Below are 23,123 nucleotides of genomic sequence, written 5' to 3'. Positions count from 1 at the left end.
TGGCGCCGCTGCCGTGCGGCGCCACCTTCCTAATTCGCTTTACGCGGAAAGGGAAATCGATCGTGCCGCGATCAAAATCACAGCACGCTCACGCGCCCGGAGGCCAGATCATAAACCGAAGTGACCAGTTTGGCCGAGCCGTTCGCGATGGCCGGGCCGAGGATGGCCTGAGAGCCAGCGATCTTCTGGGCACTCATCCTCGCGTTAACAATAATGGCATCCGCCAATTCGTCGCCGGAAGCGCGTGCGGCCTCCTTAACCGCCGGGCGGATCTGGCCCACAAGGGTCTTGAGATGGCCCGGCACCGTGATCTTATCGCGCGCGACCTTCAATGCGGCAGTGACAGCCCCGCAACCGGAGTGCCCCATCACCATTATCAAAGGCACCTTCAGTTCTTCCACCGCAAATTCAAGGCTGGCGAGGATGTCGGTGTCTATGACATTGCCCGCTATGCGGATGACAAAGATTTCACCGGGTTCCTGGTCGAATATCAGTTCCGGGGAGACACGGCTGTCGGAGCAGCTGAGCATGACAGCGATGGGATGTTGCGATTGCGTCAGGCTGCTGCGGCATGCGCTATTGCACGACGGACCCTGTTTATCCGCCACATAGCGCGCATTGCCTTCCATGAGGCGCGCCAGCGCCGCTTCCCCGCCGATCTTATTGGGTTCGCCGCTCGGCTGAGATTGCGCCTTGAGCGGGCTGATCCCGAGGCAGGCCGCCCCCGCCAGCATGGCACCGCCCAGAACAAGGCGTCGGCGCGCACGGAAAAACTGCGTATGGCATTCACACATAGAACTTCCCCCGCGAATTGCTTCGCGGGGAGCAGGTAGAACAGGATTATATTACCCGAATGACGCTGCGAGCGTCAAAAGATGGCGACGGCACCCTGCCAGATGGCCCAGCTCATGGCGGCGGTCACCAGTATCCCCAGAACCGTCGCGAAGAAGCCGGCGAGGATCACGCCCCCGTCCCGCTCCACGAGGCCGAGGCCGAAGATGCACACCGCAAAGCCCGGTGGCAGGTTGCCGAGGAACGGGATGGGCAGCAGCAGGATGAACCCCAGCAACACCACCGTCGCCCCGACGGCGCGGCGGGCGACGGGGCCGGCGAACTGTTCCATGCGCGGCCGTGACCAGCGCTCGAACCATTCGATATAGGGCCGGGAGCGGGTGACGATGGTCTCCAGCATGGAGCGGGAGAAGGTCTGGCGCTTGATGCGCTCCGGCAGCCACAATTCCTGGCGCCCCATGGCCATCTGCAGCCCGATCAGCCCCAGGATGATGCCGCAGAGGACGGGAATTCCAGGCGGCATGGGAATGCAGTTGGGAATGCCGAAAATGAGGAAAAGAATGCCGAACGCACGGTTCCGTAGGGCGTTGACAAGGTCTTCAATGGAGACCTTTTCACCCTCCTGGGCGGCAAGGACGGCAGCAAGAAGCTCGGATGTACGCGGGGTTCTATGGTCCACGGGTGCCTCGGTGATCGCCCCCCTCTTAGCACCGAGAAAGCGGCAGTGTCAGGGCACCGGCCGTCCGCGTGGGCCGGACGGCCACGAGAAAACCCGGTCGCGCCGCCTCAATGGAGCAGGAATATCCCGTCCACGGTGCGCAGTTCCGCCGGCTTGATGAGCTGGTGGTGGGCCACTGTGACCGAGTGAAGCTTCCCCTCGATCTCGCGCTGCCAGAAGTCCAGGAACTTGTTCAGCTCGGGAAATTTCGGGCAGAGATCGTAGTCTTGCCAGATATAGGCTTGCAGAAAAGCTGGATGATCCGGCAAATGATATAAGATGTGCGCCGTCGCGAGACCGTAACCGGAGATCTGTTTCACGAAGCCGTCCGAAACCATGTTCGACACCTCCACGCCGCCGGGCCGTGCCTTTGGGTGGAAAAGGCACGACTCCATTGTCGGCTCAAGAATGTTAACGTTCCAGATCAAAGTTTGGTTTCGGCGTTCAAAAACAAGGCGTTAGCAGCGTACCAACCAGAGTGCTGACAACATGCGGGGGAGCATGGTGGGAACGGCAGAACCGGCGCCGCAAATGCGTCGCACAGGTGCGGACTTCCGGACGGATACATGCGGTGTACGTCCGTCTTCCCTTTGGTCATGCCGGCCGCCTGTCATTGCCCTCGTCTTTGTCTTCTGTCTGGGAATACTCCCGGCGGCCGCCCAAAGCCGGGCAGGACAAGACCTCACCCCGGTCACCGTGCAGCTGAAATGGACGCACCAGTTCCAGTTCGCCGGTTTCTATGCCGCGCTCGCCAAGGGGTTCTACCGCGCCGCCGGCCTGGACGTGACGCTGCTTGAGGGCGGGCCGACCATCAATCCCGTGGATGCCGTCCTCAGCGGCGCGGCGACTTTCGGCGTGGGCAATTCATCCCTCCTGGTGGAGCGCGCCCACGGCCGGCCGGTGGTCGCGCTGGCGGCCATCTACCAGCATTCTCCCTTCGTGCTCCTCGCCCGGCGCGGCGACGGCATTGACGGGCCGAAGGATCTGCAGGGCCGGAAGGTCATGATCGAGGAGCACTCCGCCGAAGTCCTGGCTTATCTCCACGCCTTGGGCCTCAGCCCCCGCACCCTCACCATCCTGCCCTATGGCGGCGATCCCCTGGTGCTCGCCAAGGGCGATATTGCGGCCATCAGCGCCTACAGCACCACCGAGCCGTATGAGCTTTTGAGCAACCGCATCCCGTACCAGACCTTCAATCCCCGGGAAGTGGGCATCGATTTCTACGGCGATACGCTCTTCACCACGGAGAACGTCGTCTACACGCAGACCGATCTGGTGCGCCGGTTCCGCGAGGCGACCCTGAAGGGCTGGCAGTACGCCCTCGATCACCAGCAAGAGATCATCGACCTCATTCTTGAGACATATGCCCCGAACCTCGACCGCCGCCGGCTCGAGTTCGAGGCGGATACCACGCGCCCCCTGATCATCCCTGACGTGGTGGACCTCGGCTACCAAAGCGAGGCCCGCTGGCGGCGCATCGCCGACCAGTTCGCCGATGCCGGCATGATCCCGCCGAACTATTCCTTCGAGGGCTTCATCTTCGAAGGGCCGCGGCCCAACATGCGGTGGCTCTACGTTCTGCTCGCCGGCACCTCCGTGCTTGTGCTCATCGCCGCCTTCCTGGCGCAACGCTTCTACCGGCTGAACCGCATCCTGCGCCGCGAGATGGAACTGAGCCGCATCCTTGAACTGCGCCTCGCCCGTCTGGCCGCGACCGACGACCTGACCCAGGTGTTCAATCGCCGTAAATTCTTTGAGCTTGCCGCTGAGGAGATGGACCGCGCCCGCGCGACCGGCGTGCCCCTGAGCGTCGCCATCATCGACGTCGACAATTTCAAGCGCATCAATGACGGCTACGGCCACGCAGCGGGAGATGAGGTTCTGCGCAGGGTGGCTGCCTCGATCCCCACCTGGATCTCGACACCCCACGTATTCGCCCGGATGGGCGGGGAGGAGTTCGCACTCCTGCTGCCGGGATCGCCTCTGGAGGAGGCGGGCGCTCTATGCGAAACGCTCCGCGCACAGGTGGAGGAATTGCGCCTTCCGGGGCAGGATATCCGCTTCACCGTGAGCATGGGCGCGGCGGCCGCCGACCCCGAAGATACCAGCTTCGAGGTCCTTCTCGCCCGTGCGGATGCGGCGCTGTATGTGGCGAAGAACGATGGCCGGAACCGCGTTGCGCTCCGCATGGTCGAGCTCGATGCCCCAGCCGCCTTCATCGGATAAGGCTGGATCTCGGCTGTTAGCACTCATGATATCTGAGTGCTAAATTTTTGCCCTACCCCTCTTGCGGCTCCCTTCTGCGGGCCTTAGATGCCGGCCGGGCTTGCGCCTTGGCGCGGGCTTGAGAGGTATCATTTCCAACCGGAGGTTTCCCGATGGGTTTCCGCCCCCTGCATGACCGCGTGGTCGTGAAGCGCATTGAAGCCGAGCAGAAGACTGCCGGCGGCATCATCATCCCCGACACCGCCAAGGAAAAGCCCCAGGAGGGCGAGGTGGTTTCCGTGGGTCCCGGCACCCGCAACGAGAAGGGCGAGCTGGTCGCGCTCGACGTGAAGGCTGGCGACCGCGTCCTGTTCGGCAAGTGGTCCGGCACCGAGGTGAAGGTGGACGGCCAGGATCTGCTGATCATGAAGGAGAGCGACATCCTCGGCATCGTCGAGGGCACCGCCTCCGCCAAGAAGGCGGCCTGAGCCCCTTCCCCATCTGACACTTCTCCCATCAAGGAGCACGGCACATGGCTGCCAAGGACGTAAAATTTTCCAGTGATGCGCGCGAGAAGCTGCTGCGCGGCGTGGACATCCTCGCCAATGCGGTGAAGGTCACCCTCGGCCCCAAGGGCCGCAACGTGGTGATCGAGAAGTCGTTCGGCGCCCCTCGCATCACCAAGGACGGCGTGACCGTCGCCAAGGAAATCGAGCTTGAGGACAAGTTCGAGAATCTCGGCGCCCAGCTCGTCCGCGAAGTCGCTTCCAAGACCAACGACCTCGCCGGCGACGGCACCACCACCGCCACGGTTCTCGCCCAGGCCATCGTGAAGGAAGGCGCCAAGGCGGTTGCCGCCGGCATGAACCCCATGGACCTGAAGCGCGGCATCGACCTTGCGGTCGAAGCCATCGTGAAGGACCTCGCCGCCAACGCGAAGAAGGTTACGTCCAACGACGAGATCGCCCAGGTTGGCACCATCTCCGCCAATGGCGACGCCGAAGTCGGCAAGTTCCTGGCCGAGGCCATGCAGAAGGTCGGCAACGAGGGTGTCATCACCGTCGAGGAAGCCAAGACCGCCGACACCGAGCTGGATGTCGTGGAAGGCATGCAGTTCGACCGCGGCTATCTCTCCCCGTACTTCGTCACCAATGCCGAGAAGATGCGCGTGGAGTTCGAGGATCCCTACATCCTCATCCACGAGAAGAAGCTCTCGGGCCTCCAGGAGCTGCTCCCGGTCCTCGAGGCCGTCGTGCAGTCCGGCAAGGCGCTGGTGATCGTGGCCGAGGACGTCGAGGGCGAGGCCCTGGCCACCCTGGTCGTCAACAAGCTGCGCGGCGGCCTGAAGGTCGCGGCCGTGAAGGCGCCGGGCTTCGGCGATCGCCGCAAGGCCATGCTGCAGGACATCGCGATCCTCACCGGCGGCCAGGCCATCTCGGAAGATCTCGGCATCAAGCTTGAGAACGTGAACCTCTCCATGCTCGGCCGTGCCAAGAAGGTGGTGATCGAGAAGGAGAACACCACCATCGTCGACGGCAATGGCGACAAGGCCGACATCGACGCCCGCGTGGCGCAGATCAAGGCGCAGATCGAGGAGACCACCTCGGACTACGACCGCGAGAAGCTCCAGGAGCGTCTGGCCAAGCTCGCCGGCGGCGTCGCGGTGATCCGCGTCGGCGGCTCCACCGAGGTCGAGGTGAAGGAGAAGAAGGACCGCGTTGACGACGCGCTCCATGCCACCCGCGCTGCGGTTGAGGAAGGCGTGCTGCCGGGCGGCGGCGTGGCCCTGCTCCGCTCCATCCGCGTCCTGGCCGACGTGAAGGTTGCCAATGCCGACCAGAAGACCGGCGTCGAGATCGTCCGCAAGGCGATCCAGGCCCCGGCGCGCCAGATCGCCCAGAATGCGGGCGACGACGGCTCCGTGGTGGTCGGCAAGGTGCTTGAGAAGAGCGACTACAGCTTCGGCTATGATGCCCAGACTGGCACCTATGTGGACATGGTGAAGGCCGGCATCATCGACCCGGCCAAGGTGGTGCGCACCGCGCTGCAGGATGCGGCGTCCGTGTCGAGCCTCCTCATCACCACCGAGGCGCTGGTCGCCGAGCTGCCGAAGAAGAGCGCGCCTCCGGCGATGCCGGGCGGTGGCATGGGCGGCATGGGTGGCATGGATTTCTGATCCAGCCCACCAGAGAAACGAAGAAGGGCGCGGCGAAAGCCGCGCCCTTTTTGTTTGTGCCGTTAGGGAGTTGTCCCGGACAAGCGACGCCGCAGGCGGAGCGCTGATCCGGGATCCAGCGCAAAAGTTCGGCGAAGCCGGCAACCCGCGACCAGCGCAAAGAGCATCTCCGCCGCGTGGCGGCGAAGATGGGGCGAAGCGCCTTCGGCGGTCTTTTGCGCTGGGTCCCGGATCGGCGTTCGAGCTGCGCTCTCACTGGTCCAGGACAAGATCCGCGCCTACCGGCACAACTCGCTATTGGTCGGCAAAGGCGTGATCTGCCAGAAGCTCTCGCGCTTCGGCCGCATCAGCGGAGCCCACCATTTGGCCCACACATCGATGGCGGTGCCTTCCATGCGCGGCGGCGCCAGCGCCCCGGAGCCGTTCACGATGCCCGTCACCTGGCCGCAGCCGCTGGCGGCGCGCGGCGGCGGTCGGTAGGCCACTTCGTTGGCGATCACCACCCGCGCCTCGGGAATGGCGGCCCGCAGGCGGCCGGCCGAGTTGCGGTCCGCCGCCACCAAGGTCGGGGTGGGGCCGAGCTTTTCCAGCACGATGGGACGCAGCGCGGCCAGCGGCTCGGCGGCGATGCAGCGGCCGCACAGCCTCGGGTCGGGCCACAAGGTGATGGCCATGCGGGCGCCGATCACCCCCACCGCCACGAGGGCGAGGAGGGCGAGATAGATCTTCACCCGGTCCTGCCACCCGCCGAGCCGTTCCGCCTCCATGAAGATGTAGACCGGCGCGAACAGGAAGAAGACGTGGAAGTAGCGGTCGCGCAGGCTGGTCGAGCCCACCGCCAGCACCGCGATCAGCGTGCCGATGGTGCCGATCAGGATCATGGAGCGCAACACGTGGCGCACCGCCGCCTGCTCCGGCGCGGCGGCCCGGCTGCCCTCGCCCCGGTTCCAGGGCAGGAACACCAGGGCCACCAGCGCCAGGAACGGGAGGAGATAGCCGATCCAGGCGCCGACGAAGGTGTCCAGCACCTTCTCCCAGCCGGCCTTGGCGTTCCCGGCCACCACGTCTGCAGTCGCCGCCACCACGTCCTGCTTCAGCAGATAGAGGGCGAGGATGTAGAGGCCGATGGGAACGGCCGCCACCACAACGGTGATGCCGATGCGCACGTCCAAGAATGCGCGGCGGAAGCTCGGCTCCAGCATGCTGGCCACGAACAAGGCGATGAAATAGGCGATGAAGCCGAACTTGCCCACCACCCCGACCACGATCCAGGCGCCGAGCCCGGCATAGAGCCAGGCCGAGCGCGGCCCGCGCGCCAGCGCCATGAGGGTCAGCATGAACCCGGCGATGGCGACGATCATCACGTTGGAATGGGTGAGGATGCGGTGGCTGTGATAGCCGACCACCCAAAGGGCCGAGAGCGAGAACACCGCCAGCGCCTGCAGGCGCGGATCGGTGATCGCCCGCTGCGCCACCCGGTAGACCAGCATGGCGCAGGCGAAGAGGAGGCCGTAGCGCAGGATGGCGAAGGAGAGCGGCCCCGGCCCGGTCAGCCGCTGGATGCCCCACAGCAGCCAGTCGAACACCGGCGGGTTGCGGGGCACATAGCTGATCTCGAACGACTGGACGAAATAGCTCTCGATGGAGTCATCGACATTGATGGCCCCTTCCATGAAGACCGAAATGGCCCCGTGGATGATCGCCCAGAGCGCGACGATGAGCGCGACGCCCAGCGGCGTCGCCCACCAGGGCGCCGGGGGAACAACGTCGGAAGCGGCCCAGGAACTGGGAAAGACAGGGGGGCGGAGCAGGCTGCGCTCCGCTGGGACGGTCGCGGGCACGTCTCACTCCGCAAAGCAGGTCGGTTGGGTCTCTATAGACTCGCTCTCCCGCCCCCGCCACAGCCGAACCCCTTGGCCCGCAAGGAATCCGCGGACCGTAGCGCGGAGGTTACACCGTCTCCAATATGTGGAACCCCGCCCCGCCTCCGCTTGCCGCCAGCGCAGCGTCGGACGCCTCATGGATGAGGAGATCGTCCACACGCGCACCCGGCGGGCCGTTGCGGCAGGCATCCACCATGGCATCAACCGTCGCCGGCGGCCCCGCCAGAACCGCCTCCACGGCGCCGCTCCGGCGGTTGCGCACCCAGCCGCGCAGGGCCAGCGCCTCGGCCTCCCGGGCGCACCAGGCGCGGTAGCCCACGCCCTGGACGCGCCCCCTTATGGTGATGTGGGCCACTTTCATGGCCGATGTCACTTCTGGCAGGCGCCGCCCGCCTTCAACACCTCGAACGCGTCGAGGCTGCCGCGCAGGACGAAGTCGTTATAGTCGATCTTCAGATCGCCGATGACGCCGTTCTCATAGAGCGTGAAGCTCATGACATAGGCCGGGGTCTGCCCCGTCTCGCCGACCTCGTAATAGCTGACGGTAACGGGATAATAGGTCTGCCCCGCAAGCGCTGCCTTAGCGGCGTCCGGCAGGTTCTTCGCATCCTTCATGGGGCGGCCGATCACGGCGAGCGTCTCGTAGACCTTGTCGCCATCATCCGAGCCGTCGAACACCGTGGCCTCGAACACGCTGTCGCCGTTGGCGGCCGCCGCCAGCACCTTCAGCACATGCTGCGTCGGCATCAGGATCTTGCCCTTCAGCTCGACGGATTCATGGCGCGGCTTGGTGATCTGGACGTTGACGCCCTGATCGGTGCGGGTCGCAATGGCATCGACGTCGCTCTTCACCTGGCCGTCGGTGCGGTTGACGGTCTTGAAGCGGTAGGCATCGCCATTTCCATCCTCCCACGAGGAGGAGAGCATGTCGCTGCGGGTCGAGGGGCCCTCCCCCGTGTCGAGATTGTTGGCCTGGTGAAGGTTCACCGTATAGCCCTCGCAGGCATTGCCCTTGATCTCGTAATCGATCCGGCCGTCAGCGCCGTCCAGCTTCTGGGAGGGCTTGGAGGCGTCGAGCGACAGGGCATAGCTTGCGCGATGGGCCAGCAGGCCACTCGCCGAGGCCGCATAAGGGGCCATCGCTGCCGCCAGAGCCAGGGCCATTGCGAGAGCCGCAGGCCGCAAGGACGCCGTCATACCCGTTCTCCTTTCCAAAATCCCTCCCGATGCCTCTACCAGTGCTTGCACACCGGCGAGGCATCGGCGAAGAGAGGTGCGCGGAATTTCACGCCAATTCGATGGCAGCGAAGCCCCATTGCCGATCTTTATGCTTAACACGTGCCAGGAGACGTGCATGTCCATCGATCAGAAGCTTGCCGAACTCGGAGTCACCCTTCCCGCTCCCAAGCCCCCGGTGGCGAACTATGTTCCGGTGGTGAAAACCGGCAACCTGCTGTTCGTCTCCGGCCAGGTGTCGGTGGACGGGTCCGGCAAGGTGGCCATCGGCAAGCTCGGCGGCGGCATGAGCATCGAGGAAGGCCGCGAAGCAGCCAAGCTGTGCGCCATCAATATCATTGCGCAGGTGAAGGCCGCGGCCGGCGACCTCGACAAGGTGGTGCGGATCGTGAAGCTGGTGGGCTTCGTGAACTCCACGCTCGAATTCACCGACCAGCCGGCCGTCATGAACGGCTGTTCCGACCTGCTGGTCGAAGTGTTCGGCGACAAGGGCCGCCACGCCCGCTCTGCGGTCGGCATCGCCTCCCTGCCGTTCGGCGCGGCGGTGGAAGTCGAGGCGATCGTCGAGATCGCCTGAGACCCCGATTTGGGCTCCCCGCATGCGTGACCTCGATTTTCTCACGCGCCTGCCGGTGGCCCATCGCGGCCTCCACGACGCCACGCGCGGCGTCGTGGAGAACACACCGACCGCCATCATGGCCGCCATCGAGGGCGGATATGGCATCGAGATCGACGTTCAGCTCAGCGGCGACGGCGAGGCCATGGTGTTCCATGACTTCACCCTGGATCGCCTGACCACCGGCAGCGGCCCGCTGCGGGCGCGTGCGGCGAATGCGCTGAAGGAGGTGGCCTTCCGCGCCACCGCCGACCGCATGATGACATTGCCGGAGGTGCTTGCGCTGGTGAACGGCCGCGCGCCACTTCTCATCGAGCTGAAAAGCGCCTTCGACGGAGACACCCGTCTCGCCAGGCGCTGCGTCGAGCTGATCTCGGCCTATCGTGGCCCGGCCGCCCTCATGTCCTTCGACCCGGAAATGCTGGTGGCCGTGCGCTGCGCGAATTCCCGCATCGTGCGCGGCATCGTGGCGGAGCGGCATTACGAGGACGGGGAATGGGCGCTCCTTCCGCCGCACACGCGCTGCGTCCTCTCCCATCTGCTCCATTGGCCGCGCACGCGCTTCCAGTTCCTTGCCTATCGGGCGGCAGACCTCGTCAGCACGCAGCCGCGCGTCGCGCGCGCTCTGGGCTTGCCTGTTCTGGCCTGGACGGTGCGCACCCATGAGGACCGCACCCTTGCCTCCGCCTATGCGGACCAGATGATCTTCGAGGGCTTCTGTCCCTGAGCTTTCCGTGGGCAGAAAACCCGGCCCTGTCTTACTTCTGCAACGATCCCGCACCTAGCTGATCGCCACCGACGCTGGAGACCGACATGGACCGTAGGACATTTCCTCTGGGGGCCGCGCTCACCCTCGCTCTGTCGTGCCTCTGCGCAGGAGCCCAGGCCAACGACACCACGGCGATGCTCGGCGCGGGCGGCCTCATCTTCGTGCAGAACGATGATGTGGCCATGGCCTCGGAAGACCTGTCCATCTCCGAAAAGGAGGTGCGGGTGCGCTATGTCTTCCGCAACGGCTCCGGCAAGGATGTCCGTTCGCTGGTCGCCTTTCCCTTGCCGGATGTCGCTTACTACGAGGGGGACACGTCGATCCCCAATCCGGATTCCGACAATTTCCTCGATTTCCGCACCAGCGTGGACGGAAAGCCCGTTGAGACAGGCGTGGAGCGGCGCGTCATCGCCCTCGGCCTCGACCGCACCAAGCTGCTTCAGGACCTGAAGGTGCCGCTCATGCCCATCAGTTCCGCCACCGTGGCGGCGCTGGACGGCCTGCCCGAGGAGAAGAAGCGCGAGCTTTTGGAGCTTGGGCTCGTCCGCATCGATGAGTATGACGCCGGCAAGGGCTGGGAGCGCCACCTCGCGCCCCTGAACTGGACCCTCAAGACCACCTATTTCTGGACTCAGACCTTCCCGGCCGGCCGCGACCTGATCGTGGAGCACCGCTACCGCCCGAGCGTCGGCTCGTCCGTTGGTACCTTGCTCGGCATGGCATCGAAGGACGAATTCATCGTCCGCGAGCAGCGCGCCATGGATGAGACCTTCTGCATCGACGCCGCATTCAAGACGGCTGTCGCCAAGGCGCCGCGCCCCAAGGGCACTGACATTGCGCCCTTTTCGGAGGCCCGCCTCGCCTATATCCTGAAGACCGGCTCCAACTGGCTCGGCCCCATCGCCGATTTCACCCTCACCATCGACAAGGGCGCCCCCGAAAACCTCGTGAGCTTCTGCGGCACCGGCGTGAAGAAGATCGGCCCCACCACTTTCCAGATGCGCGCCAAGGATTTCGAGCCGCTGCGCGACATCAACATCCTGATCCTGAAGCCCCAGCCGAAGCTCTGACCCTGCGACCTTCCACCGCCCTTTCAGCAGCACCGGAGCGGCTACATTTGCGAGACGCATGACCGAGGCGCACATCCGCATCCTCACCCGCCTCGCCGACATTCCGGCCAGTCAGTGGGATGCGTGCGCCGCTGGCGGCGCTTCCGCTCCGGAACCCTTCGTGTCCCACGCCTTCCTTCGGGCGCTGGAAGAGGCCGGCTGCGTGAGCGCCCGCACCGGCTGGATGCCGCAGCACCTTGTTCTGGACGGCGCGGACGGCCTGCCCACGGGCGTGGTTCCAGCCTATCTCAAGGGCCATTCGCGCGGCGAATATGTCTTTGACCATGGCTGGGCGGACGCCTATGAGCGGGCTGGCGGAAGCTATTATCCCAAGCTCCAGGTGAGCGTGCCCTTCACGCCCGTCACAGGCCGGCGGCTGCTGGTGCGGCCCGGCCTTGAGGCGGAAAGCCACCAGGAATTGCTCTCGGCCGGGCTGGTGCAGCTTGCCCGCCAGCGCGACGCCTCCTCCGTGCACGTCACGTTTGCGACCGAGGACGAATGGTGCCGGCTGCGCGAGTTGGGCTTCCTCCAGCGCATGGACCAGCAATTCCACTGGACCAATGCGGGCTACGCCACCTTCGACGAATTCCTGGAGGCCCTGTCATCGCGCAAGCGCAAGGTGATACGGCGCGAGCGGCGCGAGGCGCTGAGCCCGGGCATCGAGATCGAGCACCTCACCGGCGCTGATATCACGGAGAAGGCGTGGGACGCCTTCTTCGCCTTCTACATGGACACCGGCTCGCGCAAATGGGGCCAGCCCTATCTCAACCGGAAGTTCTTCACGCTGCTGGGCGAGCGCATGGCGGACAAGGTTCTGCTCATCATGGCGAAGCGCCAGGGCCGCTATATCGCCGGCGCGCTCAACCTGATCGGCGCCGACACCCTCTATGGCCGCTATTGGGGCGCCGTGGAGCACCACCCTTTCCTGCATTTCGAGGTCTGCTACCACCAGGCCATCGACTATGCCATCGCCCACAAGCTCGCCGTGGTGGAGGCGGGGGCGCAGGGCGAGCACAAGCTGGCGCGCGGCTACCTGCCGAAATTCACCTATTCCGCGCATTGGATTGCCGATGCCAGTCTGCGGCGCGCCGTCGCGCACTATCTGGAGCGGGAGCGCGACCATGTACGGGAGGCCGGCGAGGAGCTTGCCGATCTCGGGCCTTTCCGCCGGGGCGATGCCCCTGAGGAACAGGACTAGACGCGCGTCTTCTCCCCCCGCGGCGAAAAAGATATTCCCCCCGCGCATATGCGCCTGATTGCAGGCTGACACACGGGATCGCTATAACTCGCGCGACGGCGAGGGATGGCGATGACGTATTGTTGTGGGGTCTTGGTCCGTAACGGCCTGGTGATGATCGCCGACACGCGCACAAATGCGGGTCTCGACAACATCTCCACGTTCCGCAAGCTCCACGTCTTCGAGGAGCCCGGCCATTATGTCATGGCCCTTGCCTCGGCGGGAAACCTTTCGGTCTCCCAATCGGTCATCAGCATGCTGCACGAGGGCGTCGAGGACCACGAGGCGGGCGAGCGCCAGCAATTGCGCGACAGCCGCACCATGTTCCAGGCCGCCCAGCTTGTGGGACGCGCCATCCGTCAGGTGCATAGCTTCGACGGCAATGCCCTTGAGCAGAGCAATGTGAGCTTCGACGTGTCGTTCCTGCTGGGCGGCCAGATCGCCGGCGGGCCGCTTCGGCTCTTCATGGTCTATTCCGCCGGCAACTTCATCGAATGCACGACGGATACGCCGTTCCTCCAGATCGGCGAGCACAAATACGGCAAGCCGGTGCTGGACCGCGCCGTGAATTACGACATGGACATCGCCGACGCGCTGAAATCCAGCCTCATCTCCATGGATTCCACCATGCGCTCGAACCTGGGCGTCGGCCTGCCCATCGACGTCATGGTGCTGTGCCCCGACGTGCTGGAGGCGGAGCTGAAATACCGCATCGAGCCGGGCGAGCCCTATTTCCACGATCTGCGCGAGCGCTGGTCGGCGGCGCTGCGGGCCGCCCATTCCTCCATTCCCCGACCGCCCTATCTAAAGAACGGGACGGAGCGGAAGGACGCCTAGGCGGTCTCTTCCACTTTCCTGAAGCCGGTCGGCGCTATTGCGCCGCGTCCTTCGCGGCCTCGTCCTCGCTTCCTTCGGTCGGCACGGGTGCGGGCCATGCGGGCATCCAGGGGCGCTGGACCTTGGGCGAGCGCGCCGGCACCTCGCGCCAACCCTCTGCCTGCTTGAACAGCGCCACAGGGCCGGTTCGGGAGAGCGTCGCAGGTGAGAAGACCCGCGCCGGGCATTTGAGCGGCGCCGGATGGGCGGTCACCACCATGTCCGCCTCCAGGCAGTCCGCCTCCAGCCCTTCCGGCCGCCGGGATAGGGCGATCCGCCCGCCGCCGGACAATGGCGCGACGCAGCCGAGTCGATCGCAGCGGAATGCTGAGACGAGCGTCTTATCATCGATCATGCGCGTGTCGCCGTCCCGCGACAGCCATTGGGAGACCGCCATGCGGTTTGATGTGGCGCCCGCGACCGACAGCCGGCCCTCGGCATCGCGCACCGCCACCGAGCGCGCATCGCCCGCGACGATCACATCCGGGCGCGGCGGTGCTCCGGCCAGCAGCACCGCGAGCACGGCCGGGATGACGGCCACAGCGCTCAGCCAGCCCCGCAGCAAGCAAAGACAGCACAAGGCAAGGGCGGCCGCCCCGGCGGACGCAGCGCTGACGACATCCGTTCGGAAGCCCGAGCCGGGCAGCGCCGCCACCCGGTCGGAGATCCCCACCATGATGTCGATCCCCACCCCCATGACCGGCCAGGCGAGCCCATCCCAGCCGAATGGCAAAAGCAGCACGCCGAGGAGGCCGAACGGCATCACCAGCAGCGACACCGCCGGCATGGCGGCCAGATTGGCGAGAAGGCCGAAGGGCGCGAGGCGCTGGAAATGCAGGGCCCCGAACGGCGCCGTGGCGAGGCCCGCCACGAGAGAGGTGAGAGCGAGGCCGCCGAAGAACAGAGCGAGCTTAAAGCCGATGCGCGCGGCCAGTCCGTCCGGCGGCTTCCACCCCTGCATCGGCCGCAGCCGTTCATAGGCTGCGACCAATGCCAGGGTGGCCGCGAACGACATCTGCGTGCCCGGCTCCAGCGCCGAGACCGGCGCCATGGCGAGCACCAGGAAGGCGGCCACCGCCACGGTCCGCAGATTGAGCGCCGGCCGCCCCGCCAGCACGCCCAGCAGCACCACCGCCGCCATGAGGAAGGAGCGTTGCGCCGGCACGTCATTGCCCGAGAGCACGAGATAGAAAGCGCTGCCCGCCAGCGCCACGGCGGCGGCCGTGGACTTCACCGGGAAGCCCAGCGCCAAAGCCGGCGACAGAGCGAGGAGCCCGCGCACCAAAGCGAACAGGGTTCCCGCCACCAGCGCCATGTGCAGGCCGGAAATGGACAGCACATGGGTGAGGCCGGAGAGCCGCATGCTCTCTTCCACTTCAGGCGAAATACCGGCCCTGTCGCCCGTGACGAGCGCCACCGCGATGTCGCCGGCCGTCCCGCCGAGTGATTGGCGGATGCGCTCCGACAGGCCCGCGCGCACCTGTTCCACGAAGGCGGCGAAGCGCACGCTCAAAGGCGGGGCGGTGTCGAGGGCGACCGGCTTCGGCTTGCCGAGCCCGTAGCCCACCGCGCCGATGCCATGGAACCAGGGGGCGCGGCCGAAATCGTGCGCGCCGGGCTCCGCCGGCCCCAGGGGCGGCAGCAGGCGCGCGAGCTGGGTAATGCCGGTGCCGGCCGGCGGCGCGCTTCCCTTGGCGAGGGACAGGCGTACCAGCGCGGGCGTGGTGGTGAGCCCCCGTCCCTCGGCGGCCGTGACCCGCAGCAGGATGCGGTCCGCCGTGGCGCGGCGCTCCACCTGCTCCACGTATCCAGTCAGCCGCACCGAGCCCGCTGGCGGCAGGATGACGGGGTGGGCGATGCGCGCCGTCTGGAGCGTCGCCACGGTGAAACCCCACGCCAATGCCGCCGTGCCCACCAGAACCGCGAATGAGACCGGCCGGGTGCGGGCGAGGACAGCGAGCACGGAGAGGACTGCCGCCAGCAGCAGCCCGGCGATGAGCGAAGGCTCCTGCTCGGCGCCGAAATAAGCGAGGATGCCGGCGGCGAACAGAACCGGCAGCCACAGGATGAGGCGGCCGGATTCCGCCTCCGCCCGCACATCCGCCGCGAGCCGGGCCGGAAACGCGTGCCACAGCCGGTCCCACCGGCCCCATGGCAGGCCGGGCGCAGGGCGCGCGCCGGCATCCCAAGCGCCGGCAAGCGCACGGGTTCTGATGCGTCGTGGCCCCTCCCCGTCCCTGTCCACGGCTCGAAGTTCCTTAAACAGTGCGCCTATGCTACATGGGCGCCGCCCGCGCGCCATGGGCCGCCGCACAACAGCCGCAGAAGCGGCGACCTCCCCCCTCCCCCGACTGCCTCGACCGGACCCAGATGCCAGAGATCGTCACCCGTTTTGCCCCGTCCCCCACCGGCTTCCTGCATATCGGCGGCGCCCGCACCGCGCTGTTCAATTGGCTCTATGCCAAGGCCAAGGGCGGGAAGATGCTGTTGCGCATCGAGGACACGGACCGCCAGCGCTCCACCAAGGAGGCCATCGAGGCCATCATTGACGGCCTGACCTGGCTTGGCATCGATTGGGACGGCGACGTGGTCTACCAATTCGCCCGCGTGGAGCGGCACCAGCAGGCGGTGGCGGACATGCTGGCGCGGGGCAATGCCTATCCCTGCTACGCGACGCCCGAGGAGCTGGAGGAGATGCGCGACACGGCCCGCAAGGAGGGCCGCCCGCCGCGCTATGACGGCCGCTGGCGCGACCGAGATCCGTCGGACTATCCCACCGACCGCAAGCCCGTGATCCGCCTTCGCGCCCCGCAGGAAGGCGAGACGGTGATCGCGGACATGGTGCAGGGCACCGTGACCTTCCCGAACAAAGATCTGGACGATCTCGTCCTGCTGCGTTCGGACGGCACGCCCACCTACATGCTGGCCGTGGTGGTGGACGACCACGACATGGGCGTCACCAACATCATTCGGGGAGACGACCATCTCACCAATGCCGCGCGCCAGACCCAGATCTACCGCGCGCTGGATTGGGAGGTGCCGGCCATGGCCCATATCCCGCTCATCCACGGGCCGGATGGCGCCAAGCTCTCCAAGCGCCACGGCGCGCTGGGCGTCGATGCCTATCGCGACATGGGCTATCTGCCGGCGGCGCTGCGCAATTATCTCGTCCGCCTCGGCTGGAGCCACGGCGACCAGGAACTGTTCTCCACCGAGGAGATGGTTCGCTATTTCGACCTCGACCGGGTGGGCCGCTCCGCCGCGCGGTTCGACTTCCAGAAGTTGGAGAGCCTCAACGGCCAGTATATGCGCGCCTCCAGCGACGAGGAGTTGCTGGCGGCTGTTGAGACACTCATCCCATATCTGCCCGATGCCAAGGCGCGCCTCGCCCGCTTCACGCCGGAGCGCCGCGCCCAGCTCCTCGCCGCCATGCCGGGCCTGAAAGAGCGCGCGAAGACGCTGATCGAACTCATCGACAATGCGGAATTCCTGTTCGCCGAGCGCCCGCTTCCCATCGAGGAGAAGGCGGCGGCGCTGCTGACGGACGAGGCACGCGGCCATCTTGCCAAGCTCCTGCCGCCGCTTGAAGTGGCGGAATGGACGGCCAATGCCACGGAAGAGGTGGTGCGCGCCTATGCGCTGGAGGCCGGCGTGAAGCTCGGCGCCGTCGCCCAGCCACTGCGCGCCGCCTTGACCGGCCGCACCACCTCGCCGCCCATCTTCGACGTGCTCACCGTGCTCGGCCGCGAGGAAAGCATCGCGCGCCTGAAGGATCAGGCCGCGTGAGTGCTGAGGCGGCTGGGGCCGCGACGGTCCATCTGGACCTGAAGGGCCTGAAATGCCCCCTACCCGCCTTGCGCACCCGCAAGGCGCTGGCGGGGCTGCCGCCGGGGACAGTGCTGGTGGTGACCTGCACGGATCCCATGTCGGTGATCGACATTCCCCATCTCGCACGGGAGACGGGGAATGCGTTCGAGGGCAAGACGTGCGAGGCGGGGGTCCTGACCTTCACGCTGCGGCGGGCGGGCTGAGCGCGCGTCATCCCCGGACTTGATCCGGGGATCTCTACGCGCGCCAGGCTCCCTCCCCCTTCAAGGGGGCCGTTGCAATACTCGCCCAAGGACGCGGATGGCTGAGTTTTTTACCTCTCCCCGAGGGGGAGAGGTCGACGCTGCAGGCGGCGGGTGAGGGGGCTCCAGCGTTTCAGGATTGGAGAGGGTGGTTCCCCCTCACCCCAGCCCTCTCCCTCACGGGGAGAGGGGGCACGGCCGTCCTCAATGCCGACCCGGGCGAACAGATGCCCGGGTCAAGCCCGGGCATGACGGCGTGTAGGACATTCACCCCAAAGGCAGCGCCCGTTCCACCAGTCGCACCCAATAAGACGCGCCCAGCGGCAGCGCGGCATCGTTGAAGTCGTAGGCCGGGTGGTGCAGGCCCGCGCTCTCGCCGTTGCCGATGAAGATATAGGCCCCCGGCCTGGCCTCCAGCATGTAGGCGAAGTCCTCCGCCGCCATCAAAGGTGGGGCGTCGCCATCCACCTGCGCCGCGCCGGCCACGTCCTCTGCCACTTCCTGGGCGACGGCGGTCTGGGCGGAATGGTTGCGGGTGGCGGGATAACCCTCCTCGATCTCCACCGTCACCGTCGCGCCGAAGGCCGCGCCAACCCCTTCCGCCACCTGCTTCACGCGCGCGCGCAATTGCTCGCGCACCGTGGGGCTCAGGCTGCGCATGGTGCCGATGAGCTTGGCGCTGTGCGGCAGCACATTGTCCGCTTCGCCCGCATGGAACATGGAGATGGAAAGCACGCCCGAAGACAGCGGGTCCACATTGCGCGCCACCACCTGCTGGAGCGCGGTGACGACGGAGGCCCCCGTGAGCACCACGTCCACGCCCTCATTGGGCTTGGCGGCATGGGCGCCGCGCCCTTCAATCGTGATCTCCACATGGTCGGCAGCGGCCATGATGGGGCCGTCGCGCATGGCGAAGCGGCCCAGTGGCAGGCCCGGCAGATTGTGCATGCCGTAGACCTCCTCGATGGCGAAGCGCTCCATGAGGCCGTCCTTCACCATGGCGAGCCCCCCGGCGCCGCCCTCTTCCGCCGGCTGGAACACCATGATCGCGGTGCCGGAGAAAGCGCGGGTCTCCACGAGGTGGCGCGCCGCGCCGAGCAGCATGGTGGTGTGCCCGTCATGGCCGCACGCATGCATCTTGCCGGGATTCTTGGAGGCATAGTCCGCCCCCGTGCGCTCCAGGATGGGCAGCGCATCCATGTCCGCGCGCAGGGCGATGGTGCGCCCGTCGCCCTGGCCCTTGATCACGCCGACGACGCCCGTGCGGCCTATGCCCGTGACCACCTCATCGCAGCCGAACTCCCGCAGCCGCTCGGCCACGAAGGCGGAGGTTTCGGGCAGGTCATACATCAGCTCCGGCGTCTCGTGCAGATGCCGCCGCCACTGGGTCAGCTCATCCGCGGCGTCGGCGATGCGGTTGATCACAGGCATGTCGCGCTCCTTGGGTGAGGATGGTGCGCGCCCGCGGTATGTGGGTCAATGGCGCACAATGGCGCTTCGCTGGGCGCGCGCCGCCGGTGGCGGAACACCCGCACAGAGGATGGCCGACGGCGCAATATTGATGCCGTCGGCGTCAGCCCCTCACGCCGCTTCGATGCCTGAGAGGAACACCTGCATCTCGCGGCGCAGCTCGGCGGAGGTGCGGGCGAGGTCGCGGGCGGAGGTGAGCACCGCCGCCGCCGAGGTGCCGGTGATCGAGGCCGCATCGCGCACATCGTCGATGCTGCGCGTCACATCGTCCGTGCCCTGCGCCGCCTGGGCCACCCGGCTCGCGATCTCGGAAGTCGCCGAATGCTGCTCCTCCGCCGCCGCGGCGATGGCGTTGGAGATGTCCGAGACCCGGCCGATGGTCGCGCCGATGGCCTGGATGGCGCCGGCCGCATTCACCGTCACCTGCTGCAGCTCCTTGATCTGGGTGCCGATCTCCGTGGTCGCCTTCAGGGTCTGGTTGGCGAGGTCTTTCACCTCGCCCGCCACCACGGCAAAGCCGCGCCCCGCTTCGCCCGCCCGCGCCGCCTCGATGGTGGCGTTCAGCGCGAGGAGATTGGTGCGCGCCGCGATGTCGTTGATCAGCGCCACCACCGTCTCGATCCGCTCGGCGCTGGTGGACAGCGCCTGCACGGTCACGTCGGTGTGGCGCACGTCCTCCACCGCGTTCTGGGCGGCGCTGGCGGTCTGGCTGATCTGGGTGCCGATCTCGTTGGCCGAGGAGGACAATTCCTCCGCCGCCGCCGCCACCGCCTGCACGCTGGCGCCGGTGCTGCGCGCGGATTCCGCCAGCGAGCTCGACTGCTGGGTGGTGCGGGCGGCGGTGCTGGTCATGTCGTTGGCGGTGGTCTCGAGCTGCCCGGAGGCGGTGACGAGGGAATCGATGAGGTCGCCCACCTTGGCGTCGAAGCCCTGGGCGAGCTCGTAGAGCGCGCGGCGCTTCTCGGCCTCGGCGACGCCCTTCATGCGCTCGGCCTCTTCCTCCAGGTGGTGGCGCTCGATGGCGTTCTGCTTGAACACCTCGACCGCGCGCGCCATGTTGCCGATCTCGTCGGAGCGGCTGGCGCCGTGGATCTCCACATCGAGATCGCCGGCCGCGAGCGCGCCCATGGCCCCGGTCATGCCGGTGATGGGCCCGATGACGCGGCGCTGGACGATGACGAAGCCGGCAATGGCGATCACCAGCACGACGACGAGGGCGCCGCTCTGCACCAGCAGCAGGTTCTTCGCCACCGCGTAGTTCTCTTCCGCGTGTTCCTGCGCAAGCCGCATCGCCGTGTTCGGGATGTCTGCAATGGCCTCCAGAGCCGCGTTGCCACGGCGATTGAAGGCATCGTCGGAGAGCGAGGGCTCCCGGCCGGAGACGACCTCGTCATAGGCCTTCTTGCGCACTTTCTCGTATTCGCCGAACACGTCGGTCTGGGCCTTCTCCACCAGTCCCGTGAGTTGGGGAGACACGCCCGGGCGAGCGGCCAAGTCCTTTACCACCGCCCAGTGCGTCACGGCCTGGCCGCGCAACTCGGACATCTTCCGGTCGATCGCAGGGGTCAGCTTGCCCTCGTTGCGGGAGTCCGAGAGGTTCATGCGCTCGAGATCGATGCCGTCGCGGGCGGTCCAGGCCGCCTGCTTGATGGCCATCAGCTCCGCGGTGGTGGAATCCACCATTCGAATGGTTTCGCCGAGGGTGAAGGAGATCGCCTCGAGGCGGTTGATGACGTCGGTCGCGGCCGCGCTGAAATCCTTGGTCACATTCGCCGACCGCTGCGGGAGCGAGAGCTTCAGCGCCTGATCCGCCTCCACCCGCATGGCCTTCAGCTTTGCGAGGCTCGCCGGCAGCCCCTCGAAGACCGCCGGCTTGCCGCCGGTGCAGTCCATCTGGCTGCAAAGGCTGAGAACGCGCTCCAAAGCGGGCTCGGCCTTCGCCTGGGCCGCCTTGAGGGTGTCAAAGAAGGCCGGGCTCGCCGGCAGTCCGTAGGCAAGCGCAACGATCGTCGGACCGGTCTGAATGCGGATGTTCTGAAGCGCCGTGAACATCTCGCGGCCGGCCTCCGACACCCGGACCACGCGCGCGCTTTCCGAAAGCACGTTGAGGTTATGATAAATAAGGAAAGAGAGGGTCGCCACGGAAATGGCTGCCGTGGCGCCAAAGAGGGTCCGCAGGATCACGGCGAGCGACAGGCTCCTGGAGAGCGCGCCTCGCTTGTTTCCGGGAAGCCGACTGCTCTCTGCCTGAACCATCCCGTTCAGCAAATGATCGGATGCAATAGCGGGATTTGCCGACACGTCGCGCCCCCTAGCCAAGAATTTCTTATCGCCAGCCTTGAAGATCCCCCTCAGGGCTTCCTGGAAATGCCTAACCTGACAGGAAGTAGCTTGCGCGAGGCTATCGCTCTGGTTGACGATCCTCCGCGCACGTGACTTGTTCTTAGCAATGGGCGGGGGGCTCGCGGGGATGTCCGGCTTGCCTTGCCGGCCTCGAGGCCCACTACCGTGTGCCCCTGATCACCTCGCCGTGGAGCTATTCGACCTATAAGGGCGAGTAGGCAGCCATTTGCCGGACGACTCGGCAATCCAGGGTGGCGCTAACCCCATGAGCCCGGGCTGCACGAAGCCGATCCGCAGGCCTGTCGGGTCTCATTGAAATGTCATGGGATTCTGGTGAGCCCGTCGGGATTCGAACCCGAGACCCCATGATTAAAAGTCACGTGCTCTACCGGCTGAGCTACGGGCTCACTGAGGGGGCGTTAGGTAGGCCCGCGGGAGCGCAGGGTCAAGTGGGCGGAGGCCGTCGAAACGCGCCGCGATAAACACGTCATTAGGCCATGCTTTGATATCAGAACGGACTTGGGGGGTCCTTTAGCGCCCATGGAAAGAGCATTCATATGCTGTCGCGTCGTCGTTTTCTAACGTCCGTCTTTGCCGCCGGCGCCGCTGCGCCGGTTCTGTCCATCCTCGCCGCCGAGCAGGCCGAGGCGCAATGGGGCCCGGGCGGCCCCATGATGGCCCCGCCTCCGCTTCGGCGCGAGGTCGTGCCGCCGCCGCGGCGCGGCTTCGTCTGGGTGCCGGGACATTGGACATGGAGTTCCCGCGCCCGCCGTTATGTCTGGGTGTCCGGCCAGTGGATGCCCGCGCGCGCCGGCTGGCGCTATTCGAATCCGAACTGGGTCCGGCGCGGCGGCACATGGGTCTACGTGCCCGGCCGCTGGGTGCGCTGACGACCTGAACCGAAGGCGGGCGCTATCTCAGGCAGCCGCTCGCCTTGCCGAGCCCGTCCGGCTCCCCCCAATCATTCGACGGCACCTTGGCAAAGGCGCCGTCGAACACCTGCTTCTTCAGGGTGAAGCGTGTCGGGGTGCCGTCGGGGGCGAAATCCACGATCCAGAAATAATCGAATGTCTCGGTCGGCCAGGTGGCGGGAACGCCCGGCAAGGTGTCGAGCCTTAGAAGCTGGCGCAAGGTGACCTGCCGGCCCGGATTGGCAGCCTCCAGCTTCGCATTCGCAATGTGGTGATGCTCCCACACCATCGCCACCGTCTTTCCTGCCCAGCGCAGATCGTCCATCAGCGCCCGCACGGCCTCCCGGGTGCGCGCCGCCAGGGCATCCGTGAAGCCGGAGGTTTCGCCGGGAAGCACCGGATACGTAGTCACGGGCAAGCCCCAGCTCGTTGCCGCCGGCGCGGCGAGCTCCAGCGAATGCAGCGTGATGGCGAAGATGGCGGCCGGCGCGCCGCCGGGGAAGAGCGTGTCCTGCGCGCCGCGCCCGAGATAGCGCCCCGCGAGCGCCTGCGCGCGGGCCAGCCCGGTCGGGCACAGGCGGAAGGGGTTCTGCTTCTCCCCATGCCGCAGGATGATGATCTGCGCCGGAGCCGCGAGGGCCGGCATGGCCGCAAGAAGCAGGGCCACGAAGACCGCGAGGCGCAGCCATGCACGCAGGAATGTCATGGGTCC

General features: G+C 66.6%; 21 protein-coding genes, 1 tRNA gene and 1 pseudogene. 12 read left to right on the top strand and 11 right to left on the bottom strand.

Annotation, left to right across the window (positions count from 1 at the left end):
- Positions 1-77: 77 nt before the first annotated feature.
- The 3 genes from ABLE91_RS13475 to ABLE91_RS13465 form a co-directional block, all read right to left on the bottom strand.
- Positions 78-734 carry a carbonic anhydrase gene (locus tag ABLE91_RS13475; RefSeq protein ID WP_348931355.1) on the bottom strand — a complete coding sequence of 219 codons (657 nt, stop codon included), beginning with the start codon at positions 732-734 and terminating at the stop codon, positions 78-80.
- Between the two features lie 134 nt (positions 735-868).
- On the bottom strand, positions 869-1,471 hold the full coding sequence (locus ABLE91_RS13470) for an exopolysaccharide biosynthesis protein (protein ID WP_348931354.1): 603 nt from the start codon (positions 1,469-1,471) through the stop codon (positions 869-871).
- A gap of 107 nt (positions 1,472-1,578) precedes the next feature.
- Positions 1,579-1,848 carry an usg protein gene (locus ABLE91_RS13465; RefSeq protein WP_348931353.1) on the bottom strand — a complete coding sequence of 90 codons (270 nt, stop codon included), beginning with the start codon at positions 1,846-1,848 and terminating at the stop codon, positions 1,579-1,581.
- Positions 1,849-2,206: 358 nt separating this feature from the next.
- Between ABLE91_RS13465 and ABLE91_RS13460 the strand changes: the two genes are divergently transcribed.
- The 3 genes from ABLE91_RS13460 to groL all read left to right on the top strand — a co-directional run bounded on the left by ABLE91_RS13460 (position 2,207) and on the right by groL (position 5,891).
- Entirely contained in the window at positions 2,207-3,736 is a 1,530-nt protein-coding gene (locus tag ABLE91_RS13460) for a GGDEF domain-containing protein (RefSeq protein WP_348931352.1), read from the top strand.
- 152 nt (positions 3,737-3,888) lie between these two features.
- Positions 3,889-4,203, top strand: a complete 315-nt coding sequence (groES, locus tag ABLE91_RS13455) for a co-chaperone GroES (RefSeq protein WP_348931351.1) — start codon at positions 3,889-3,891, stop codon at positions 4,201-4,203.
- A 44-nt stretch (positions 4,204-4,247) separates the two neighbouring features.
- Positions 4,248-5,891 carry a chaperonin GroEL gene (gene groL / locus ABLE91_RS13450; RefSeq protein WP_348931350.1) on the top strand — a complete coding sequence of 548 codons (1,644 nt, stop codon included), beginning with the start codon at positions 4,248-4,250 and terminating at the stop codon, positions 5,889-5,891.
- Positions 5,892-6,169: 278 nt separating this feature from the next.
- Here groL and ABLE91_RS13445 read toward each other — a convergent pair whose 3' ends face one another.
- From ABLE91_RS13445 to ABLE91_RS13435, 3 genes are all read right to left on the bottom strand, one after another.
- Positions 6,170-7,732, bottom strand: coding sequence for a glycosyltransferase family protein (locus tag ABLE91_RS13445; RefSeq protein WP_348931349.1), 1,563 nt, complete (start codon positions 7,730-7,732; stop codon positions 6,170-6,172).
- Between the two features lie 109 nt (positions 7,733-7,841).
- The gene (locus tag ABLE91_RS13440) at positions 7,842-8,135 is read right to left on the bottom strand and encodes an acylphosphatase (protein WP_348931348.1); all 294 of its coding nucleotides are present in this window, start codon (positions 8,133-8,135) and stop codon (positions 7,842-7,844) included.
- 8 nt (positions 8,136-8,143) lie between these two features.
- The gene (locus ABLE91_RS13435; RefSeq protein WP_348931347.1) at positions 8,144-8,971 is read right to left on the bottom strand and encodes a cell envelope integrity EipB family protein; all 828 of its coding nucleotides are present in this window, start codon (positions 8,969-8,971) and stop codon (positions 8,144-8,146) included.
- A 157-nt stretch (positions 8,972-9,128) separates the two neighbouring features.
- On the opposite strand from ABLE91_RS13435, the gene ABLE91_RS13430 reads away from it, so the two are divergent.
- From ABLE91_RS13430 to ABLE91_RS13410, 5 genes are all read left to right on the top strand, one after another.
- A complete protein-coding gene (locus ABLE91_RS13430; RefSeq protein WP_348931346.1) occupies positions 9,129-9,587 on the top strand; it encodes a RidA family protein in 459 nt (152 codons plus the stop codon).
- A gap of 22 nt (positions 9,588-9,609) precedes the next feature.
- The gene (locus ABLE91_RS13425) at positions 9,610-10,353 is read left to right on the top strand and encodes a glycerophosphodiester phosphodiesterase family protein (protein WP_348931345.1); all 744 of its coding nucleotides are present in this window, start codon (positions 9,610-9,612) and stop codon (positions 10,351-10,353) included.
- Positions 10,354-10,439: 86 nt separating this feature from the next.
- Positions 10,440-11,465, top strand: coding sequence for a DUF4424 domain-containing protein (locus tag ABLE91_RS13420; protein WP_348931344.1), 1,026 nt, complete (start codon positions 10,440-10,442; stop codon positions 11,463-11,465).
- 58 nt (positions 11,466-11,523) lie between these two features.
- Positions 11,524-12,702: a GNAT family N-acetyltransferase gene (locus tag ABLE91_RS13415; protein WP_348931343.1), complete on the top strand. Its 1,179-nt coding sequence runs from the start codon at positions 11,524-11,526 to the stop codon at positions 12,700-12,702.
- A 111-nt stretch (positions 12,703-12,813) separates the two neighbouring features.
- Positions 12,814-13,578: a proteasome-type protease gene (locus ABLE91_RS13410; protein WP_348931342.1), complete on the top strand. Its 765-nt coding sequence runs from the start codon at positions 12,814-12,816 to the stop codon at positions 13,576-13,578.
- 34 nt (positions 13,579-13,612) lie between these two features.
- Here ABLE91_RS13410 and ABLE91_RS13405 read toward each other — a convergent pair whose 3' ends face one another.
- Complete coding sequence (locus ABLE91_RS13405) at positions 13,613-15,862, bottom strand: ComEC/Rec2 family competence protein (protein WP_348931341.1); 2,250 nt, start codon at positions 15,860-15,862, stop codon at positions 13,613-13,615.
- A 125-nt stretch (positions 15,863-15,987) separates the two neighbouring features.
- Between ABLE91_RS13405 and gltX the strand changes: the two genes are divergently transcribed.
- Together gltX and ABLE91_RS13395 are read left to right on the top strand one after the other, a co-directional pair.
- The gene (gene gltX, locus ABLE91_RS13400; RefSeq protein ID WP_348931340.1) at positions 15,988-17,403 is read left to right on the top strand and encodes a glutamate--tRNA ligase; all 1,416 of its coding nucleotides are present in this window, start codon (positions 15,988-15,990) and stop codon (positions 17,401-17,403) included.
- The gene (locus ABLE91_RS13395) at positions 17,400-17,648 is read left to right on the top strand and encodes a sulfurtransferase TusA family protein (RefSeq protein WP_348931339.1); all 249 of its coding nucleotides are present in this window, start codon (positions 17,400-17,402) and stop codon (positions 17,646-17,648) included. The genes gltX and ABLE91_RS13395 overlap by 4 nt, the downstream gene beginning before the upstream one ends.
- 306 nt (positions 17,649-17,954) lie before the next feature.
- On the opposite strand, the gene ABLE91_RS13390 is transcribed toward ABLE91_RS13395, so the two are convergent.
- Together ABLE91_RS13390 and ABLE91_RS13385 are read right to left on the bottom strand one after the other, a co-directional pair.
- The gene (locus tag ABLE91_RS13390) at positions 17,955-19,118 is read right to left on the bottom strand and encodes a M20 aminoacylase family protein (protein ID WP_348931338.1); all 1,164 of its coding nucleotides are present in this window, start codon (positions 19,116-19,118) and stop codon (positions 17,955-17,957) included.
- Positions 19,119-19,268: 150 nt separating this feature from the next.
- The gene (locus ABLE91_RS13385) at positions 19,269-21,260 is read right to left on the bottom strand and encodes a methyl-accepting chemotaxis protein (RefSeq protein ID WP_348931337.1); all 1,992 of its coding nucleotides are present in this window, start codon (positions 21,258-21,260) and stop codon (positions 19,269-19,271) included.
- Between the two features lie 395 nt (positions 21,261-21,655).
- Between ABLE91_RS13385 and ABLE91_RS28950 the strand changes: the two are divergent.
- Positions 21,656-21,718: pseudogene (locus tag ABLE91_RS28950) on the top strand (hydroxyisourate hydrolase); the annotation flags it as partial.
- A gap of 113 nt (positions 21,719-21,831) precedes the next feature.
- Here ABLE91_RS28950 and ABLE91_RS13380 read toward each other — a convergent pair.
- Positions 21,832-21,907, bottom strand: a tRNA-Lys gene (locus ABLE91_RS13380).
- A gap of 150 nt (positions 21,908-22,057) precedes the next feature.
- On the opposite strand from ABLE91_RS13380, the gene ABLE91_RS13375 reads away from it, so the two are divergent.
- Positions 22,058-22,390 carry a hypothetical protein gene (locus ABLE91_RS13375; protein ID WP_348931336.1) on the top strand — a complete coding sequence of 111 codons (333 nt, stop codon included), beginning with the start codon at positions 22,058-22,060 and terminating at the stop codon, positions 22,388-22,390.
- Between the two features lie 22 nt (positions 22,391-22,412).
- On the opposite strand, the gene ABLE91_RS13370 is transcribed toward ABLE91_RS13375, so the two are convergent.
- On the bottom strand, positions 22,413-23,117 hold the full coding sequence (locus ABLE91_RS13370) for a histidine phosphatase family protein (RefSeq protein ID WP_348931335.1): 705 nt from the start codon (positions 23,115-23,117) through the stop codon (positions 22,413-22,415).
- Positions 23,118-23,123 lie beyond the last annotated feature (6 nt).

The organism is Aquabacter albus (assembly GCF_040049275.1).
Lineage (GTDB): Bacteria > Pseudomonadota > Alphaproteobacteria > Rhizobiales > Xanthobacteraceae > Aquabacter.
The sequence above is the reverse complement of the archived record's forward strand: the minus strand, read 5'-3'. Positions and strand labels throughout refer to the sequence as shown.